We start from the raw sequence: 19,536 nt of genomic DNA on the forward strand, positions 1-19,536 counted from the left end.
CCGCCCCATGAGCGAGAAGGACGCCACGGCTGACGCCGAGGACGCGGCCGACGAGGCCGCGGGGGCGCCGGACGTGGACCCCGACGAGGAGCTGGTCGAGCGGGTCGCCGAGGCGGACCCCGAAACCATCGCCCGGGAGATCGCCTCGCTGCGGTCGGCACGCCACGACGCCGAGGACGCCGCCGCCGAGTACGAGGCCCGCGTCGAGGATCTGGAGGAGCAGCTCAAGCGCAAGCAGGCCGACTTCAGGAACTTCAAGAAGCGGATGGAGCGCAAGCGCGAGACGGAGAAGGCCCGCGCCACGGAGGAGCTCGTCGAGCGGCTACTGGACGTCCGGAACAACCTGGTCCGGGCCCTCGAACAGGACGAGGACGCCGACATCCGCGGCGGCGTTCGGACGACGCTGGACCAGTTCGACCGCGTGCTGGACGCCGAGAACGTCACCAGCATCGAGCCGGAGCCGGGGACGGAACTCGACCCCCAGCGCCACGAGGTGCTGATGCGGGTCGACAGCGACCAGCCGGAAGGGACCGTCGCCGAACTCCATCGACCGGGCTACGAGATGGCCGACAAGGTGTTGCAGGCCGCACAGGTCACCGTCTCCGACGGGGACTGAGCCGACGCCGGACCCACGCGCATACGCTTTTCTCGACGGCCGCCACACCACCGGCAGATGCCGGCTCGCACAGCACGCCGTGGCGTCGCCGGAGGGCTCGGACTGTGACCGGGGCCGAGGCCGAGCCGCTCCGGGTCATGAGCTACAACGTCCGCTACGCGTCGCTGGACCAGGGGCCGCGGGCCTGGGCGAACCGCCGCGACGGCGTGGCCGCGACGGTCCGGCTCCATCGCCCCGACGTCCTGTGTCTGCAGGAGGTGTGGCAGGACCAGCTCCCGGACCTCCGCGAGCGGCTGCCGGGCTACGAGTGGGCCGCCGAGCGCCACTGGGGCGGCGAGCACACCCCTGTCGGCTACCGACCGGAGCGGCTCGCCGCCGACTCGTCCGGGACGTTCGCCCTCGCGCCGGACCCGACGGCGGTGGGCGAGGTCGGGTGGGACGCGTCCGTGCCCCGCATCGCGACCGAGGTCTCGTTCCGCGACCGCGCGACCGGCGAGGCGTTCGACCTCTGCAACGTCCACTTCGACCACGAGGGGACGGTGGCACGCCGGGAGAGCGCCCGGCTCGTGCGCGAGCGGTTCGCGGGTGGGGCGGCGCTCCTCGTCGGGGACCTCAACGCCCGGCCGGCGTCGGCGCCGTACCGCTCGTTGGTCGAGACGCCGGGGCCGTTCAGGGACGCTCGACTCGCCGCCGACACGCGGGTCGGCCCCGGCGAGACGTACGTCGGCTTCGACGGGGAGGCAGTCGAGGAGGGAACCGACCGCGACCCGACGCGGGACAGGCGCATCGACTACGTCCTGATCCGGGGGTTCGCGGCCGACCTCTACGCGGTGGCCACGGGGGCCGACGCGACGTGGCGACACCCGTCGGACCACCTCCCGGTGGTCGCCGACCTGTCCGCATCCGGGGACGGGTAGACGTCGGCGAGGAGACGCTCCGAGCGGCCCCTTCGCGATTCCGTATCAGCGTCCCGGTCCCGGGCGACGGCGGTCAGGTGAAACCGCGAGACGGCGAGGGATGGCTGCTCGCCGGAACGAGGGGATTCAGCAAGGCTTAACGGCGGCAGACCGGTAGTGGAGAACAACATGGCCAGCAACAAGATCCTCGGCATCGACCTGGGGACCACCAACTCCGCGTTCGCGGTGATGGAGGGTGGCGACCCGGAGATCATCGCGAACGCCGAGGGCGACCGCACCACGCCCTCCGTGGTCGCGTTCACCGACGACGGCGAGCGTCTCGTCGGCAAGCCGGCGAAGAACCAGGCCGTCCAGAACCCCGAACGGACCATCCAGTCCATCAAGCGGCACATGGGCGAGGACGGCTACACCGTCGACATCGACGGCGAGGAGTACACGCCGGAGCAGATCTCGGCGATGATCCTCCAGAAGATCAAGCGCGACGCCGAGGACTACCTCGGCGACGAGATCGAGAAGGCAGTCATCACGGTTCCGGCCTACTTTAGCGACCGGCAGCGCCAGGCGACCAAGGACGCCGGCGAGATCGCCGGCTTCGAGGTCGAGCGCATCATCAACGAGCCGACCGCCGCGTCGATGGCGTACGGCCTCGACGACGAGTCCGACCAGACCGTCCTCGTCTACGACCTCGGGGGCGGCACCTTCGACGTCTCAATCCTCGACCTCGGCGGCGGGGTCTACGAGGTCGTCGCGACGAACGGTGACAACGGGCTCGGCGGCGACGACTGGGACCAGGCGCTCATCGATCACCTCGCCGACGAGTTCGAGGCCGAGCACGGCATCGACCTCCGCGAGGACCGGCAGGCGCTCCAGCGGCTGAACGACGCCGCCGAGGAGGCGAAGATCGAGCTCTCCAACCGGAAGGAGGCGACAGTCACGCTGCCGTTCATCGCGGCCGACGACGACGGCCCGAAGGACCTGGAGTCGACCATCACCCGCGCGAAGTTCGAATCGCTCACTGCCGACCTCCTGGAGCGGACGGTCGGGCCGACGGAGCAGGCGCTCTCGGATGCCGGCTACGACAAGGGTGATATCGACGAGGTGCTGCTCGTTGGCGGTTCCACGCGGATGCCGCAGGTCCGGGAGAAGGTCGAGGAGATGGCCGGGCAGGACCCGCGCAAGTCCGTCAACCCGGACGAGGCCGTCGCGCTGGGGGCTGCCATCCAGGGCGGTGTCCTCTCGGGCGACGTGGACGACATCGTCCTGCTTGACGTGACGCCGCTCTCGCTCGGTATCGAGGTGAAGGGTGGCCTGTTCGAGCGGCTCATCGAGAAGAACACCACCATCCCGACCGAGGAGTCGAAGATCTTCACCACGGCCGCTGACAACCAGACGATGGTCAACGTCCGCGTCTTCCAGGGCGAGCGCGAGATGGCCGAGGGCAACGAGCTGCTCGGCGAGTTCCAGCTCACCGGCATCCCGCCGGCGCCCGCGGGCACCCCGCAGATCGAGGTGACGTTCAACATCGACGAGAACGGCATCGTCAACGTCGAGGCCGAGGACAAGGGCTCGGGCAACGCCGAGTCCATCACCATCGAGGGCGGTGCCGGTCTCAGCGACGAGCAGATCGAGGAGATGCAGGCCGAAGCCGAGGAGCACGCCGAGGAGGACGAGAAGCGCCGCGCGTTCGTCGAGTCGCGCAACGAGGCCGAGTCGGCCGTCCAGCGCGCCGAGACGCTGCTCGACGAGAACGAGGAGGAGATCGACGACGACCTCCGCGGCGATATCGAGGCCGAGATCGACCGCGTCGAGGAAGCCCTTGAGGAGTACGAGGACGTCGAGACCGACGAGCTGGACGCCGCCTCGGAGGCGCTCGAATCCGCCACCGAGTCGCTCAGCGAGGAGCTCCAGGAGATCGGCAAGCAGATGTACCAGCAGCAGGCCCAGGCCGGCGCCGGCGGCGCCGGTGCGGGCCCCGGCGGCCCGGGTCCGGGCGGCATGGGTGGTGGTCCCGGCGGCGCCGGTCCCGGCGCGGGCGCCGGGCCCCAGGGCGGTGACGACGAGGAGTACGTCGACGCCGACTTCGAGGACGTCGAGGAAGACGACGAAGACTGAGTCGTTTTCCTCAGCCCGTCGGACGTAGTCCGACGACATCGACGAGGAGCGATCAGCGCCCGCGGCTCTTGTCACCGGCCTGTCTCCTACCAGGATTCAGTACTGCACTGTTATTGAAGCGCTGGTCCGAGCAGCCGGCAGGACGTCCTCAGACGCGTGGCCCTTTCCGCAGTACGAACCCGGCGGTGGCTGGCCGGCGGCGGTTCACTCGCCCAGCCGTCCCTCGTCCGCCACCGTCGGGAGTTCCCAATCGTAGGTGACCGCAGTCAGGCGGGTCCCGACGGTGATGGCAACACACACCGTGGCGGCAGTGCTCCCGGTCGCGCCGAGCGCGTCAGCGGCCCAGTAGGCCGTCCCACCGAGGACGGCACAGCTCGCGTAGAAATCCTCGAAGAGGATGAACGGGGCCCGGTCCAGCAGGACGTCCGCGACCGCACCGCCGCCGACGGCGTTGATGGTTGCGATGGCGACGATACCGAAAGCCGAGACCCCTGCCGCCGCGGCGACGATGGCCCCGGTCGTCGCGAAGGCGGCGAGGCCGATCGCGTCCGAGACGAGCGTTGCCGGATGCGTCTCCGGGGCCGACAGCACCAGGTTCAGCGCGACCGCCAGGCCGACACCGAGCAGCCCGAGGGTGATCTCGGCCGGCGACTGGAGTGCCAGCGGCACGCGCGTCACGAGGAGGTCACGGGTCGCGCCGCCGGCGAACGCCATCGACAGGCCGACGATGGTGACACCGAGCACGTCGAACTCCTCGCGGATCGCCTTCGAGGCGCCGACGAGTGCGAACGCGACGAGCCCGATGGTGTTCATCACGGCGAACGGGTCGCCGAACAGCGTCGTGACGACGTCCTGTAACACTACGACCCGCTACGGGGGAGCCGCGTTTGAGTGCTACGTTACCGCGATCGACCGGGGGCCGTCCACCCGGCGGCACCGGCGCGGTGAGACCCTACAGCGTCCACTCGCCCTCGATGATGGCGAGCGCGCGTTCGGCCTGTGCGGGCACCCCCTCGCCCATCCGGCGGTACATCTCACTGTCGACGCCGCCGCGCAGGTAGCGGGCGTAGAACATCTCGCCGAGCGCGGCCATCTTGAACGCCGCGAGCGCGAGGTAGAAGCGCCGGTCGGTGAACTCGCGGCCGCTCCGGCGCTCGTAGCGGGCGAGGAATTCGGCCCGCGTCGGGTAGTCCTCACGCGCCAGGAACGGGGGCGCGAACTGCTCGGAGACGACGCGCGTCCCGTCGTCCGGGTCCGGCCAGAACTGAAGCGCGTAGCCCAGGTCCGCCAGCGGGTCGCCCAGCGTGCTCATCTCCCAGTCGAAGACGCCGGCGATCCGTGGCTGCTCGGCGGGCGCGAACATGACGTTGTCCAGCTTGTAGTCCCCATGGACGAGCGTGTGGTCGCTCTCCGCGGGCGCATGCTCGGCCAGCCAGGAGCCGACCTCGTACAGTTCGGGCACCTCGCGCTCCTCGCTCGTCGTGTCAAGCGCCCAGATGCAGGCCTCCTGGAACCGCTCGACCTGGCGGTCGAGATAGCCCTCTGGGTAGCCGAACTCGCCGGCCGCGAGTCCGACCGCGTCGTAGTCGACGTCGTGGACGGCGACGAGGGCGCCGATGAACGCGTCGGCCAGCCCGTCCCGGCGGTCGGGGGTCGCAAAGCGGTCGGGTTCCTCGGTCCGGATGACATCGCCCGCGACCCGGTCCATCACGTAGAACGGCGCCCCCAGCACCGAGTCGTCGTCACACGAGGCGACGGTCGGCGCGACGGGGACGTCGGTTCCCTGAAGCGCGTCGAGGATACGGTACTCCCTGAGCACGTCGTGGGCGGTGTCCGCGGTCTCGTCCGGGGGCGGCCGGCGAACGACCAGCGAGCGGGGGCCCCACTCGACGAACAGGGTCTCGTTCGAGTAGCCCCCGCCCTCGCCGGTGACGGCGAAACGCTCGGCGGGGCCCAACTCGTCGGTCAGGAACGTCCGGAGGGCCGCGGTATCGAGCGTCGAATCGGCCTGGTCCGACATGGCACGGTACCCGGGGGCGACGAGCAAATAGCTTCCCCCGGTCGGAAGCGTCGCAGCGTCAGTCGGCGATGCCCTCCCGCTCGCGGAGGCGCTGTCGCCTGACCTTGCCGGTGCTGGTCCGGGGGAGTTCGTCCACGAACTCGACCTCGCGGGGGTACTCGTAGGTCGCGAGTCGGTCCTTCACGTGGTCCATCAGCGCCGAGCGTAGCCCCTCGCTGGGGGCGCGCCCGTCCGCCAGCCGCACGAACGCCTTCGGAACCTCGCCCCGCTCGTCGTGCGGGACGCCGATGACGGCAGCGTCCGCCACGGCCTCGTGGCTGGCGAGGGATTCCTCGATCTCCTCCGGCCCGATCCGGTACCCCGAGGAGATGATGACGTCGTCCTTGCGGGACTCGAAGTAGACGTAGCCGTCCTCGTCCATCCGCGCGAGGTCCTCGGTGAGCAGCCAGCCGTTCCGCAGTTTGGCGTCGGTCTTCGCCGGCTGGTTCCAGTACTCGACGAAGCAGACCGGGTCGCCCTCGTACCGGACCGCTATCTCGCCGACCTCGCCCGGTGGGAGCGCCTCGGCGGTCTCCGGGTCGACGATGGTCACCTCGTGGCCGGGTGCGGGCAGCCCCATGCTGCCCGCCCGCTTCTCGGCGAGTTCCCCGTTCTCGACCACGGTGACGTTCGCCTCCGTCTGGCCGTAGCCCTCGTGGACGAGCGCGCCGCCGAACGTCGCCTCGGCCCACTCGGAGACCGACTCACCCAACGACTCGCCACCGCTCCCGATGGCCTCGACGGTGTCCACGTCGTACCCCGCGCTGTCGACCTGCATCATGAACCGGAGCGCGGTCGGCGGGATGAACGCCATCGTGATATCGTAGCGGTCGAGGAGATCGAACGCCGCCTCCGGGTCGAACTCGCCGCCGTGGTATGCCAGCACCGGCCGGCCGTAGTACAGCGCCGGGAAGACCAGATCGAACAGGGAGGCGATCCAGGCCCACTCGGCCGGCGTCCAGAAGCGCGACCCCTCGCCGAACTCGAAGTTCGCGTTGGTCTGGACCCCCGGCAGGTGGCCGAGCAGCATCCGGTGGACGTGCCTGACCCCCTTCGGGTCGCCCGTCGTCCCGGAGGTGTAGATGAGGAGGGCGTCGTCCTCGGCGTCGGTCTCGACGGCCTCGCGGTCGGCGTCCTGCTCGGCCACCGCGTCGGCGTACGCCCGCTCGTCGTCCTGGGGCGCCCCGTCCACGACCAGCACTGTCCCCAGCCCGATATTGTACTCGTCACGGGCCCGACGCAGCGCGTCGGCGTTGCTCTCGTCCACGACGCAGGCCGTAGCGTCGGCGTCTGCCAGCCGGTAGCCGACCCCGTCGGGACCGAACAGGGTCGAGAGCGGCACGGAGACCGCCCCGAGTTTCCAGGCCGCGACGTGGGCGATGGCGGTCTCCGGTTTCTGTGGCAGGTTCACGCCGACCCGGTCGCCGTGCCCGACACCGCTCGCGGCGAGGTGGTTCGCCAACCGGCTCGCCTCGGCCTCGAACTCCGCGAACGTGTACGACCCCGTCGCCCCGGACCCGTCCCCGCGGGCGTCGCCCGCTGTGGTGTGGTCCTCGACGAACAGCGCCGTTGCCTCCGGCGTCTCCTCGGCCCACCGGTCGCAGACGTACGCGGCCATGTTGAACCGGTCCGGCACCTCCCACTCGAACCACTCGCGGAGCGCCTCGAAGCTCTCCCAGTCGTGCTCGTGCAGCCGGTACCTGTCCAGCCGTTCGGTCGTGGCCATGGCCGTCACACCCACGGACTCCTCAAAACGGTTTGCCCCGCCCTCACACGGGTCCACCCCCTACAGTGGCTCCTCGCCGTCGACGATGCGCCGTGCCCGGCGGGCGAGCGCCGGTACCCCCTCCTCCAATGCCGGATACAGCGGGTCGTCGGCGTCGCCCGAGCGGTAGCGGAAGTACATCGCCTCGCAGGTGGCGGTGATCTTGTACGCCGCCAGCCCGCGGTAGAACCGCTCGTTCCTGAACTCGCGACCGGTCCGCTCCTCGTAGCGAGCGACGAGTTCCCGGCGACTGTGGTAGTCCGACTGCTGCATGAACGTCGGGACGAGCCCCTCCGGGAGCACGGGCTCGGGGTCGCCGGCCGCTCGCGGGTCGTTCCGTTCGCAGCGGTGCCGCTCGCCGGGGTCTTCGACCCCGCGCTCCCCGCTCGCACGGCCCGGGGCGCTTCGCGCCCCTCCGTCCCGCCAGAAGACGAGCATCCACCCGAGGTCCGCAAGCGGGTCCCCGAGCGTCGCCAGCTCCCAGTCCAGCACGCCCGCCACGGAGGGCGGCGTCCCCGGCGCGAACATGACGTTGTCCAGCTTGTAGTCGCCGTGGACGAGCGTGTGGTCGGCCTCGTCGGGGACGTTCTCGGCGAGCCACTCGCCCACCGCCCGGATATGCGGGACCTGACGGTCGTGCTCGGTCATCGGGAGGAGCCACTCCTCGAGCTGCTGCCGGAAGGTCTCGACCTGCCGTTCCAGGTAGCCCGCCGGGTAGCCGAACTCGCCCTCGTGGAGTCCGACGGCCTCGTAATCGACGGCGTGGACCTCCGCAAGCGTGTCGACCAGTCGCTCGCCGACTGCTCGCCGCGCGTCGGCGGTGGCGAACCGCCCGGGTTCGGTCGTCCGGAGGACGTCCCCGTCGAGCCGCTCCAGAAGGACGAACTCCGAGCCGATCAGTTCGGGGTCGTCGCAGGTCGCCGCGACCGCCGGCACCGGCACCTCGCCGGCGACCGCATCCATCACCCGTGCTTCCCGGAGCACGTCGTGGGCCCCCTCGTCGTGGGCTCCGGCCGGTGGCCGGCGGAGGACGAGTTCGTGGTCCCCCCAGTCCACGAACAGGGTCTCGTTCGAGAGCCCGTCGCCGTGGTAGGTGACCGACAGCTCCGCTCCGGAACCGCCGCCGAGTTCCTCCCGACAGAACTCGGCCAGCGCGGTCTGGTCGACGAGTTCGGCCGCCTCGGTCATGCCCATCGCTGTCGCCCGCGGCACAAAACCGTTCGGTCGCCCCCGCCCAGAGCGCCCGGGCCGCGCGGAGGAGCATGAGGGCGCCCACGGCCGCTGCCACCCCGCCGGCGGCGGCCGACACGCCGCCGGAATCGGGGGGTGACAGTTCGTCGAACGGCAGGCCGACGGTCGCGGTCGCAGCGAACGCCCCGACGGCCGCTGGCGGCAGCTTCCACCGCTGCGCGGGGCGACTCCCGGACGGGACCAGTGAGGAGGCCCCGAGCGCGAGCAACAGCACGGCGACCGGGGCTACCGGCCCCAGGAGGGGCGGTGTCCCGACCACGACGGGCGTACACCCGATGACGAGTCGGCGGTGTGGGTCCGAGGGTCCGGTGCCGGGTATCAGTCCTCCGGCGGCGGATCTCCACCAGCCCCAATAACCGGCTGATACGGCGGTAATACCGTCTTTTCCGTTCCGGAGTCGGGTTCCCAGAATCAAAAAGGGGAGAAACCACGAATCCGATACGATTCCCGAGAGCCGCTCGTCCCCTGGAACGGCAGCCGCTCCGCCAGGCGTGCACAGCACGTGACTGTGCAGAGGCCGGGGCTCGCTCGAGCGGACCGACCAGCACCCCCGACGGGCGGCGGATACGTCACGGAGCCCCCCGTCAGCGGTATCCCGCCGACCCGCTGTGCTGCTGTCAGGATGAGGACGGCCGGTCGTCCGTCTCGACCATCGCCTCCCGTCCAGTGACCCGGGTCAGCCAGGGCGTGACGTATCGGTGGCCCAGTGCGGTCAGCACGCCGAGCGACGCTCCCCACACGAGGTGGCTCCAGAGCAGCACCACCGAGAGGTTCGGGATCGAAACCTGCTGCCCGAGCAACCTCAGCCAGACAGGCGCGATAACGCCCGCAGCGCCGACCCACAGGGCCAGTGCCCACCCGACTCCGATGGCGAGATGGGCGGGGACGTCATTCCGGTACCGCTCGGGAGCGAACGAGACGAACCCGGCGAAGACGAACGCGAAGACCGCGCTGTGGAACTGATGTGTGAGCCAGCCGACCACGGGGTTGGCGATCCCGTAGAAGACACCGATAGCCGCCACCGAGCCTCCCAGCCACTCGGCCACCGACCCGTACCCGACGCCGGCCAGCACGGACGCCCCGAGCGTGACCGCCAGGCGGGAGCCGTCGAGGGTGAGGCCGGTTAGCCGGGTCCGGCTCGACTCGATACCACTCGAATTCGGCTCGCCGCGGGCCAGACGAACGGCGATACTCGTCCCATCGTCAGTCACATCCGTCTCGATGGTTCCACCGAAACTCTCGACGAGCAACCGGACGACGTTCAGTCCGTAGCCGTCGTTCGGGTCGTCGAACTCGGTGATCTCGCCGGTTTCGAGGAGCGTCTGTTGTGGTTCGGGCAACCCCGGACCCGTGTCGTGCACGCTGATCTCGACGCCCGACGCCGTCACGTCAACCCCGACCGACACCGTCGGCGTCTCGGCGGCCGTGTGGCTGACGGCGTTCTCGAGCAGATGCGTGAAGACCCGTTCCAGACGCCCGTTCGCCCGGACTGGGAGCTCATCGGGAAGCGCGTCGACCGCGATGGTCGCATCCGGATATCGGTCCTCGATCGTTTCGATGCTGTTCCGGAGCGAACTCCCGAGGTCGGTGGTCTCCCGACCGGTCGCACGCTTGGCGCTTCGCGTGAGATAGGTGACCTCGTCGACCGTGTCCGCGATGGCGTCCGAGTACTTCCGGATGATCCCCGAGTCCCCGTCGTGTTGCTCGTCCGAGAGGGATGCCTGCCCCTGGATGACCGTCACAGCGTTGAGTATCTCGTGGCGGAGCATCCGGTTGAGAGCCTCCAGCCGGTTGGCCAGTTGCTGGACATCGCGACGCTGTCGCCGGGTCCGTGCCGCGTACAGTCCGGTCAAGGTGCCGCCGATACTCCCGCCGATGAGGAAGTTCGACAGTTCGAGCTCCGACTGGACGGTCTCGACCGTCGGGAGTCGGCCGCCGGTCGACCCGACGATGGTGAGGAGCACGAGGACCAGCATCGCTCCCGTCCCGACGAGACACCATCGCGCCGTCTGCCGAACCAGGAGGGGGTCGACATCGGCGACGACGAGCGCGACTCCAAAGGCCGCGAGGCCGAGTCCCAGCAGGAGCGGGACGACCCCGGCGAAGTAGAACCGGATCGGGTCGTCGTAGAGTACCAGGCTCACCGTGAAACGGGTCAGCACGAACCCGACGACGGCGATGATGAGGCCGCTGTAGTTCAGCCGTCCGCGCATTCGTTCCCCGATTGGACGACACTGGATATGAGAACCCGACCGGAATCGAGATTCGATAGGCGGCTGCCATCCCCGTGGACCGTATCGGGGCTCGCTTCGGGCCGGAAGGACCACGGAGAACCCGACACCACCGGAACAGCCACGATGTCACCGTCCGACTACGGCGCCACGCGTGGATTCATCACTCTCCAGTGGTGCCGGTCGGCCCCCTACCCCACCGCGTTCGGGTCACTTGAACCGGAACGTCTCCAGGTTCTTCGGCGCGAACGTCCGCATGTTGAACTCGTGGTAGAGCGCACTGGAGAGGTCCTGGGTCGAGGACTCGTCACCGTGGACACAGAGCACCTTCTCCGGGCGCGGGTTCATCGTGCGGACGAAGTTCTCCAGCCCCTGGCGGTCGGCGTGGCCGGAGAACCCGTCGACGGTCTCGACGTCGAGGTTCAGTGTGAGCGTGCCACCGCGGCCCTCCCCGCGGTCGTTCATCGGGATCTCGTCCCAGCCGTTCTGGATGCGGCGGCCGAGCGTCCCCTGGGCCTGGTAGCCGACGAACACCATGCGGTTGTCCGGGTCCGGGCCGAGGTGGCGGAGCCAGGACATGATGGGGCCGCCCTCGACCATGCCGGAGGTCGAGAGGACGATGCAGGGGCCGCCGTCGGCGACCTCCTGGCGCTCCTCCTCGCCGCCGTCGATGTGGTTGAACTCGTCGGCGAGGAAGGGGTTCCGGTCCTCGTGGAAGATGCGGTCCTGGAGGTCGTCGCGGAGGTACTCCGGGTACGTGGTGTGGATGGCCGTGGCCTCCCAGATCATCCCGTCGAGGTGGACGGGCATGGAGGGGATCTCGCCCTCGCGCATGGCCTCCTCGAGGACGAGCATGATCTCCTGGGAGCGGCCGACAGCGAACGCGGGGATGAGGACCGTCCCGTCGCGCTCGTAGGTCTCGTTGATGACGCGCTTGAGGTCGCGTTCGGAGTCCTCCTGGTCGGTCTGGTAGTCGTTGCGCCCGCCGTAGGTGGACTCGAGGACGAGCGTCTCGACGCGCGGGAACTCGTTGACCGCGCCGTTGAACAGGCGCGTGTCGGTGTAGTGGATGTCCCCCGAGAAGGCGACGTTGTAGAGGCCGTCGCCGACGTGGAAGTGCGCGATGGAGGAGCCGAGGATGTGGCCGGCGTTGTGGAGGGTGAGCTTGATGTCCGGCGCGATGTCGGTCACGTCGCCGTACTCGATGTCGATGCAGTGCTTGATCGCCTCGCGGACCATCCCGGACTCGTACGGCGGCGCGCGGCCCTCCTTGGCGGCCACGTCGAGGTAGTCGAGCGTCAGGAGGCCCATCAGGTCCCGTGTCGGCTCGGTGCAGTAGATGGGGCCGTCGTAGCCGTACTTGAACAGGAGCGGGACGAGCGCGGAGTGGTCGAGGTGGGCGTGGGTCAGGACGACCGCGTCGAGGTTCTGCGCGCCAGCGCCCAGGGCCTCGGGCACCTGAAGATACGGCACCTCGTCCTCGGCGCCGGGCTTGTCGCCACAGTCGATGAGGACGCGCGTCTCGGCGGTCGAGAGGACGAACGCGGCGCGCCCGACCTCGCGGCAGCAACCCAGCGTGGTGATCCGGACCCACTGCTCGTCGGCCATCTCCTCGCGGTGGATCTGCCGGCCGACCCGTTCGAGGATGTCCCGGCGGTCCTCACGCTCCTGCTTGAGGAAGTTGCGGACGTTGGAGACGGTAGAGGACTCGATGGGCGGTGTGCGGACGACCTCGGGGGTCCAGCCGACCTCCTGGGTTATCTCCCGGAGGGTGGAGCCGTGACGGCCGATGACCATCCCCGGCTTGCCGGCCTCGATGACGACCTCGCCGGTGTCGGCGTGGAAGTCCAGGTCGGTGACGCCGGCCGCCTCCGGGATGATGTCGCGGATGCGCTCGCGGGCCGTCTCCGGGCCCGAGAGGCTGTCCGGGTCGGGCCGGACGGTGATGCGCTTGCGGAGTTTGGAGGCGAGGCGCCGGACGAGATCCCCGTCCGCGGCGAACTCCTTGGGGTCGCGGGTGTAGATGACCAGTTCCGGTCCCTCGTACTTCACGTCGGAGATCGAGATGCCTGCCGGGACCTCGTCGGTGATCGTTTCCTCCAGTTCGTCGAGTTGCCGCTCTACTGCGCTCATAGATGCGAGAACGGGTTCCGGCGACCGCCGGTCACCGCCCCGTAGCGACCGTATCGCTCGGTCGGGTGACGCGCTCGGTGAGACATGATATCGATCGTAGCCTCGTCGGCTCGGAATCCGGGCGCTTGCGGGACGTGGTGCCGGAAAACCCGTGTGTATCAGCGTCTACCGTCGACTGTCATTAAAAGCCTTCGGGACGTTGGACGCGCATGCAGCTCACACCTGACGTCGTGGCCGAGGAGTACGAGTGGGTCCGCTCGCGCGATGCCGTCGTCGAGGGCATCAACCGGGTCCGGGCGGACCTGGGGGCCGCCTTCGATACGACGGCCGACCCCGTGACCACCGAGGAGTACCGGGCGGCGGTGGACCGCGTCTTCGCGGACGGCGACGTGGCAGTCAACGTCGCGGCGCTGGTCGGCCTGCTCCGCGACCTGGACGTCGACGGTGACTACCCGGGCTTCGTCGTCGACGAGTACCTCGGCCGGGAGCTGGCGGCCACCATCGCCAGCACGAGGGGCCGGCCGTTCTCGCTGCTCGCGGAGGCCACCTTCCACGTCGCCGACGTCGGGACCCACGGGGCCCCGGACGACGCCGCGGGGCTGGACGACCTCGACGCTGCCCTCGCAGCGGGGTTCCAGACCCGGCTCCCGGGCTGGGACTGGACCGAGGGCGAGAGCCCCTTCGCGGTGGGTGGCTGACCCCCCGTCGCCACCCGGAAGACCTTTGCTGGCCCTCGCCGGACCCGTCGGGCGTGCAGGTCTCCGTCGTGCTGTGTACCCACACCGTCGACCGGTACGACTACCTCACCGACGCCGCCGGGAGCGTCCTCTCAGGCACCTACGAGGAGGTCGAACTCGTCTGCGTCAGCGACGGTAACGACGCGGTGTACGAACGGATGCGGACGGATTACGGTGACGACGACCGTGTGGTCACGACCCGGCTCGACGAGAACAGCGGACTGCTCACGGCCCGGAACCACGGCGCCGACGTGGCCACTGGTGACGTGGTCGCCTTCCTCGACGACGACGCCCTCGCCTGCGAGCGGTGGCTGGAACTGCTCGTCGACGGCTACCGTGCCCACGACGCCATCGCCGTCGGCGGCCGGATGACGCCCCGCTGGGAGGCGCCGGACGGCGAACCCGCGGTCCTCCCGGCCGAGTTCTACTGGCTGGTCGGCGTCACCCACCGCGGGTTCGGCCCGGACGGCAACCCCGACGCGGCGGGCTGGGTCCGCAATACGATGGGCTCGAACATCTCCTTCCGGGCCGAGGTGTTCGACGAGCTGGGCGGGTTCGACACCGACATCGGGGGGCGGAAGGGCGACAACCACCTCCAGGGTGGTGAATCGGAGCTCTGCGCCCGTATGCGGGCCGTGTACGACGAGCGCGTCTACTACCTCCCCGAGGCGACCGTCGAACACCGGATCTTCGACTACCGGACGGAGCCGGACTGGCTGCTGAAACGGGCCTTCTGGCAGGGCTACTCGAAGCGCGGGATGGAGCGGTTCGTCCCCGAGTCGACCGGTGACGAGGACGAGTTCCTCGGCCGTCTGCTGGCGGAGTTCGCCCCCGACCGGCTGCGAGGGCTCGCCCGAGAGCCGTCCACGGCGGCCGCGCTGCAGTTCCTGTTCCTGTTCCTGTTCACCGGTGCGGTCGGCGCGGGCTACGGCTACGGCATCCTGAAGTGGGGCTGAGCGTGGGACTGTGGCCCGGCCGACGGCATCGCACGGACGGAGGGGCCGCACGCGCATCACGTACGCGCATCTCGAACGTGACACACCCCCCGCGCCCCGATGACGACCGCTCGTAGTTGCTGAGCAGGTCGCCGGTCCTGCGCCCCACACCCCGGCCGGACCGAGAAGGGCGCTCGTGTCGCCGTGGGACACCGGTCCTGACGGCCGAGACGCTCTCGTCTCGGTCGCCGAACCGACGGGCCGGAACCACTGCCCGATACGAGCCACGGAGGCCAGCCCGCCCTGGAACCCCGCGCCGAGGTGACGCGCCGACCGCGGCGGAACCGGTCGCGGCGTTCGGGCGAGGCTTTTCACCGCGAGCGGCCGTAGCGGCGCCCATGTTCGAGGCGCGCGCTGATGCGGGGGCCCGGCTCGCCGACGCGCTCGCGGAGCGGGAGGTCGACGCGGACCTCGTCCTCGGTATCCCACGCGGGGCGCTGCCCGTGGCCCGGCCGGTCGCCGACCGGCTCGACGCCCCCCTCGACATCGTGGCGGCGAAGAAGCTGGGGATGCCCGACAACCCCGAGTTCGCCATCGGCGCGGCCACGAGTGACGGGAGCGTCTGGCTCAACGAGACGGTGATCGACCGCCACGGCGTCGACGAGTCGTACGTCGAGGCCGAGCGCGAGCGGGCGGCCGCGACGGCACGCGGGAAGGCCGAAACCTACCGCGGCGACCGGCCGGCCCCAGAGGTGGCGGGGCAGCGGGTCGTCGTCGTCGACGACGGCGTCGCGACCGGCGCCACCGCGCGGGCCTGTCTCCGGCAGGTCCGGAACGCCGGCGCCGAGCACGTGGTCCTCGCGGCCCCGGTCGGCCCGCCGTCGTCGGTCGCGGAGCTGACGGATGAGGCGGACGGTGTCGTCGTGCTCGAGGAGCCGGCCGACTTCAGGGCCGTCGGCGCCTACTACCGGGACTTCGGGCAAGTCCCGGACGAGGAGGCCCGGGCGTACCTCGACTGGGCCGGTGACTCGTAGCCCGACCCGGCCCCGAGGCGGGGGTCCAGGACACTGTCGACCGGTACCGGTATCCGATCGGACACCTCGCTCCGATGCCCGTAATCCGGGCCGCCGGTCCTGATCGGGTGCGGGCGGGGTGACACGGTCGCCGGTAGGCCGGGAAGTGAGCACCGCCGTATCATAAAAACATTCAGAATATGACGGCTGTTCTTTTTGTATGCTGTCAGGGTTATCCGTATACGCACAATGCGGTCGGTTTCTACACACCCCGTGTTATTTACGGACAGGGACCGTCTAGCAGATAACGGAGACGCGCGATACGTATCCCGCTCGGCCAGACGGCGCCGACCCGTCCGTTCCGGGCCCGGCCAGTGCGAGGTGGCGCTTCGGTCGTCTCGTGTGCCACGGACACGAAACACACAGCGGTCGCCCATACTCCGCGGAGACCTCTCATGACTGAACCGAACGACGCTCGCGACGAGATGCCGGCGGACAGAGCGGATGCCGACCTCGAGGACGGCCCTATGGTCGTGTTCGAGATCACCGTCCCCGCCGAGTCGTTCGCGCTGCCGGCCGCCCTGGCGGAGTCCCCGGACGTCCTCCTGGAGTTCGAGCGACTCGTCCCCGCGAACCGCTCGCCGCTGCGGCACCTCTGGGTCGCGGGCGAGGACACGCCGGGGTTCCGCGAGGCGGCCCGGGCGGACGCGGCGGTCGAACGGTTCGTCCGCCGGTCCAGCTTCGACAACGGCGCGCTCTACGCCGTCGACTGGAAGGACGCCACCGACGGCCTTCTCGGCCGGCTCACCGGCCACCGCGACGGGTTCACGCTCATCCAGGCCCAGGGCCGGACCGACGAGTGGCGGCTGAAACTCCGGTTCCCGTCGCGAGAGCATCTCGCCCGGTTCCGGCAGTTCACCGCCGAGATGGACCTCGACGTCCACGTCGACCGGCTGTACGACCTCGAGGACCCGAAACTGGGCCAGTACGACCTGACGGAGAAGCAGCGGGAGGCGCTGTTGCGGGCGCTGGAGCTGGGCTACTTCGAGGTGCCCCGCTCGGCCACCCTGCAGGATGTCGCGGACGTGCTCGACATCTCACCGAAATCGGTCTCCGAGCGACTCCGGCGCGGGCAGACGAACCTCGTCACGAACTCCCTGGCCATCGGGTATCCGGACGCCGTCGGTGTCGACGACCGTTGAGCATCCGACAGTGATGGATCCGGTAGCGGAATGCGGGAGGGCCTGCTCCGGAGTATCCGTCCCCGGTGTATGTGACGGGAACGGACGTCACCGGTCGGTGCATCCACTCCGGATCCGCGCTCGGCTCCGGCCGCGACACCCGTCCACGGTGACCCGCCGTCCTGCCAGTCCGTCGTCGCGCCGAGTCCCGTTCCGGGGGGGTCGGGCCCCGAATCAGTCCGACGCGTCCCGTCGGGGATATCGAGCGGATGCGGCGGATGGCTGACGACCGACGGTGGTCGATCCCAACGGGGAGACCGACCACGGGACCGCCGTCACCCGGTGACACGCGCGTCAGCGCGAATTCAAGTACTGCAGCCGCGTATCAATCGTAATGGCAGACACCACCCCGACACCGGGAATCCATCACGTGACGTGTATCGCGGGCGACCCCCAGGCGAACCTCGACTTCTGGGTCGAAACCCTGGGCCTGCGGCTGGTCAAGCGCTCCATCAATCAGGACGACCCCGGGACGTATCACTTCTTTTTCGCCGACGCGGAGGGGACGCCCGGGACGAGTATCACGTTCTTCCCCTGGGAGGACATGGCCGACGGGACGGTCGGCTCGGGGCAGGTCTCCCGGACCGCGTTCCGCGTGCCCGAGGGGAGCCTCGACTACTGGGCGGACCGCTTCGACGAGCACGGCGTCGACTACGACGAACGGGTCGAGCGGTTCGGCGAGACGGTCCTGCCGTTCCAGGACCCCGACGGGCTCCCGGTCGAGCTGGTCGCGGTCGACATCCCGGACGACGACCCGACGGTCCCGTGGACCGAGCAGGTCCCCGCGGCCCACGCCATCCGTGGCTTCCACTCGGTCACGCTCTGGCTGGTCGACCCCGAGCCGACGGTCGAGGTGCTCCGGACGCTGGGGCTCGAGGAGGCCGGCACAGAGCAGGCGCAGGGTGACACGCCCGGCGACGAGCGGACCCGCTTCGCCGCGTCCGGGCCCGTGGGGACCTACGTCGACGTGCTCCCGACCGTTCGGAGCGGGCGCCAGGGACACGGCACCGTCCACCACGTCGCGTTCCAGACGCCCACGGACGCGGACCAGGCGGCGATGCGCAAGGCCGTCCGGACGCTGGGGCAGAGCCCCACGCGGCCCATCGACCGCCACTGGTTCCGGTCGGTCTACTTCCGCGAACCCGGCGGTGTCCTGGTCGAACTCGCCACGAGCGGCCCGGGCTACACCAGCGACGAGCCGCTGGACGACCTCGGCGGGCGGCTGGTGCTCCCCGGCGAGTTCACCGACCAGCGCGAGCGCATCGAGGCCGGCCTGACCGACGTTCGAATCCCGGGCGCGGAGCCGGCCGAGACCGACGGCTGAGCGGGGCAGGTCCTCCCTGGCGAACGCATAAGCCGCCGCCGGCCGTGGAGCGGGTATGTCGTTCGAACTCACCGCCGAGCAGCGGGCCATCCGGGAGGCCGTCCGCGAGTTCGGCGAGTCCGAGATCCGGCCCATCGCGAAGGAGTACAACGAGGCCGAGCGCTATCCGGAGGAGCTCCGCCAGGCCGCGGCCGAACTGGACCTCGTGGCCCCGCACATCCCGGAGGCGTACGGCGGCGCCGGGATGGACTGGGTGTCGACGGTCATCGTCACCGAGGAGCTGTGGCGGGCCGACCCCGGCGTGGGCGGCTCCATCGCCGCCGCCGACTTCGGGACGGGGATGATACTGGAGTACGGCGACGAGTGGATGCGGGAGGCGTGGCTGCCACGGGTTACCGGCGGCGAGACACCGATCGCGACCTGCATCTCGGAGCCCGCGCACGGGTCGAACGTCGCCGGGATGTCGACCCGCGCGGAGCGCGATGGGGACGAGTACGTCATCAACGGCGACAAGATGTGGATCACCAACGGGACCGTCGCCGACGTCTACATCGTGATGGCCAAGACCTCGCCCGAGGACGGCCACGCCGGCATCACAGCCTTCCTCACCGAGGCCGACCGCGACGGCATCGAGGCCTCCCGCATCACGAACAAGCTCGGCATCCACGCACAGGACACCGCCGAGGTCCGGTTCGACGGGCTCCGGGTGCCCGCCGAGAACGTCGTCGGCGAGGTCGACCGGGGGTTCTACCAGCTGATGGAGTTCTTCGCCCCCGCTCGCGCGGACGTGGCCGGGCAGGCGACGGGCGTCGCACAGGCGGCGCTCGACGCGGCCGTCGCGTACGCGACGGAGCGCGAGCAGTTCGACCAGCCCATCGCCGAGTTCCAGGCGATCCGGCACAAACTCGCGGAGATGGCGACCGACATCGAGGCCGCCCGCTCGCTCGCGTATCGGGCGGGCGCGGCTATCGACGCCGGGGACACGGACGAGGCGACCCGGCTCGCCTCGATGGCGAAGCTGTTCGCCTCCGAGCACGCCGTCGACGTCACTGACGAGGCCATCCAGGTCCACGGGGGCGCCGGCTACGTCGACGACCACCCCGTCGAGCGCCACTACCGCGACGCCCGCATCACGAAGATCTACGATGGGACCTCCGAGATCCAGAAGAACATCATCGCCGAGCAGTACCTCTGACGCGGAA

15 protein-coding genes are annotated in these 19,536 nt (G+C 70.0%); 9 read left to right on the forward strand and 6 right to left on the reverse strand.

The window, feature by feature from the left end; all coding sequences use genetic code 11:
- Positions 1-7: 7 nt before the first annotated feature.
- The 3 genes from DP107_RS10355 to dnaK all read left to right on the forward strand — a co-directional run bounded on the left by DP107_RS10355 (position 8) and on the right by dnaK (position 3,645).
- A complete protein-coding gene (locus DP107_RS10355) occupies positions 8-616 on the forward strand; it encodes a nucleotide exchange factor GrpE (RefSeq protein WP_144262086.1) in 609 nt (202 codons plus the stop codon).
- Positions 617-720: 104 nt separating this feature from the next.
- Entirely contained in the window at positions 721-1,533 is an 813-nt protein-coding gene (locus DP107_RS10360; protein WP_144262087.1) for an endonuclease/exonuclease/phosphatase family protein, read from the forward strand.
- 168 nt (positions 1,534-1,701) lie between these two features.
- Positions 1,702-3,645 carry a molecular chaperone DnaK gene (dnaK, locus tag DP107_RS10365; RefSeq protein ID WP_144262088.1) on the forward strand — a complete coding sequence of 648 codons (1,944 nt, stop codon included), beginning with the start codon at positions 1,702-1,704 and terminating at the stop codon, positions 3,643-3,645.
- Between the two features lie 204 nt (positions 3,646-3,849).
- On the opposite strand, the gene DP107_RS10370 is transcribed toward dnaK, so the two are convergent.
- The 6 genes from DP107_RS10370 to DP107_RS10395 form a co-directional block, all read right to left on the reverse strand.
- Positions 3,850-4,506, reverse strand: coding sequence for a trimeric intracellular cation channel family protein (locus DP107_RS10370; RefSeq protein ID WP_144262089.1), 657 nt, complete (start codon positions 4,504-4,506; stop codon positions 3,850-3,852).
- A 91-nt stretch (positions 4,507-4,597) separates the two neighbouring features.
- A complete protein-coding gene (locus DP107_RS10375; RefSeq protein ID WP_144262090.1) occupies positions 4,598-5,665 on the reverse strand; it encodes a phosphotransferase family protein in 1,068 nt (355 codons plus the stop codon).
- Positions 5,666-5,723: 58 nt separating this feature from the next.
- Positions 5,724-7,430, reverse strand: a complete 1,707-nt coding sequence (locus tag DP107_RS10380) for an acyl-CoA synthetase (protein WP_144262091.1) — start codon at positions 7,428-7,430, stop codon at positions 5,724-5,726.
- Between the two features lie 60 nt (positions 7,431-7,490).
- Complete coding sequence (locus DP107_RS10385) at positions 7,491-8,663, reverse strand: phosphotransferase family protein (protein ID WP_202877389.1); 1,173 nt, start codon at positions 8,661-8,663, stop codon at positions 7,491-7,493.
- Positions 8,664-9,337: 674 nt separating this feature from the next.
- Positions 9,338-10,933 carry a sensor histidine kinase gene (locus DP107_RS10390; protein ID WP_144262093.1) on the reverse strand — a complete coding sequence of 532 codons (1,596 nt, stop codon included), beginning with the start codon at positions 10,931-10,933 and terminating at the stop codon, positions 9,338-9,340.
- Positions 10,934-11,161: 228 nt separating this feature from the next.
- A complete protein-coding gene (locus DP107_RS10395) occupies positions 11,162-13,084 on the reverse strand; it encodes a beta-CASP ribonuclease aCPSF1 (RefSeq protein WP_144262094.1) in 1,923 nt (640 codons plus the stop codon).
- 209 nt (positions 13,085-13,293) lie between these two features.
- Between DP107_RS10395 and DP107_RS10400 the strand changes: the two genes are divergently transcribed.
- The 6 genes from DP107_RS10400 (at position 13,294) to DP107_RS10425 (ending at position 19,529) form a co-directional block, all read left to right on the forward strand.
- Entirely contained in the window at positions 13,294-13,782 is a 489-nt protein-coding gene (locus tag DP107_RS10400; RefSeq protein ID WP_144262095.1) for a hypothetical protein, read from the forward strand.
- Between the two features lie 53 nt (positions 13,783-13,835).
- Positions 13,836-14,777, forward strand: a complete 942-nt coding sequence (aglG, locus tag DP107_RS10405) for a glucosyl-dolichyl phosphate glucuronosyltransferase (protein ID WP_144262096.1) — start codon at positions 13,836-13,838, stop codon at positions 14,775-14,777.
- 377 nt (positions 14,778-15,154) lie between these two features.
- The gene (locus DP107_RS10410; protein ID WP_144262097.1) at positions 15,155-15,790 is read left to right on the forward strand and encodes a phosphoribosyltransferase; all 636 of its coding nucleotides are present in this window, start codon (positions 15,155-15,157) and stop codon (positions 15,788-15,790) included.
- Between the two features lie 434 nt (positions 15,791-16,224).
- On the forward strand, positions 16,225-16,971 hold the full coding sequence (locus DP107_RS10415; RefSeq protein ID WP_144262098.1) for a helix-turn-helix domain-containing protein: 747 nt from the start codon (positions 16,225-16,227) through the stop codon (positions 16,969-16,971).
- Positions 16,972-17,344: 373 nt separating this feature from the next.
- Positions 17,345-18,334: a ring-cleaving dioxygenase gene (locus tag DP107_RS10420; protein ID WP_144262099.1), complete on the forward strand. Its 990-nt coding sequence runs from the start codon at positions 17,345-17,347 to the stop codon at positions 18,332-18,334.
- Positions 18,335-18,389: 55 nt separating this feature from the next.
- Positions 18,390-19,529 (forward strand): acyl-CoA dehydrogenase family protein, encoded by a 1,140-nt coding sequence (locus tag DP107_RS10425; protein WP_144262100.1) that lies wholly within the window; start codon positions 18,390-18,392, stop codon positions 19,527-19,529.
- The last annotated feature ends 7 nt before the right edge of the window (positions 19,530-19,536 follow it).

Source organism: Haloglomus irregulare (genome assembly GCF_007421925.1).
GTDB classification, from domain to species: domain Archaea; phylum Halobacteriota; class Halobacteria; order Halobacteriales; family Haloarculaceae; genus Haloglomus; species Haloglomus irregulare.

Bases quoted from the DNA above. Each gene is read 5' to 3' on its own strand.
- DP107_RS10355 (WP_144262086.1), top strand. From the start codon at position 8: ATGAGCGAGAAGGACGCCACGGCTGACGCCGAGGACGCGGCCGACGAG.
- dnaK (WP_144262088.1), top strand. From the start codon at position 1,702: ATGGCCAGCAACAAGATCCTCGGCATCGACCTGGGGACCACCAACTCC.
- DP107_RS10375 (WP_144262090.1), bottom strand. From the start codon at position 5,665: ATGTCGGACCAGGCCGATTCGACGCTCGATACCGCGGCCCTCCGGACG.
- DP107_RS10380 (WP_144262091.1), bottom strand. From the start codon at position 7,430: ATGGCCACGACCGAACGGCTGGACAGGTACCGGCTGCACGAGCACGAC.
- DP107_RS10385 (WP_202877389.1), bottom strand. From the start codon at position 8,663: ATGGGCATGACCGAGGCGGCCGAACTCGTCGACCAGACCGCGCTGGCC.
- DP107_RS10390 (WP_144262093.1), bottom strand. From the start codon at position 10,933: ATGCGCGGACGGCTGAACTACAGCGGCCTCATCATCGCCGTCGTCGGG.
- DP107_RS10395 (WP_144262094.1), bottom strand. From the start codon at position 13,084: ATGAGCGCAGTAGAGCGGCAACTCGACGAACTGGAGGAAACGATCACC.
- DP107_RS10400 (WP_144262095.1), top strand. From the start codon at position 13,294: ATGCAGCTCACACCTGACGTCGTGGCCGAGGAGTACGAGTGGGTCCGC.
- DP107_RS10410 (WP_144262097.1), top strand. From the start codon at position 15,155: ATGTTCGAGGCGCGCGCTGATGCGGGGGCCCGGCTCGCCGACGCGCTC.
- DP107_RS10415 (WP_144262098.1), top strand. From the start codon at position 16,225: ATGACTGAACCGAACGACGCTCGCGACGAGATGCCGGCGGACAGAGCG.
- DP107_RS10420 (WP_144262099.1), top strand. From the start codon at position 17,345: ATGGCAGACACCACCCCGACACCGGGAATCCATCACGTGACGTGTATC.
- DP107_RS10425 (WP_144262100.1), top strand. From the start codon at position 18,390: ATGTCGTTCGAACTCACCGCCGAGCAGCGGGCCATCCGGGAGGCCGTC.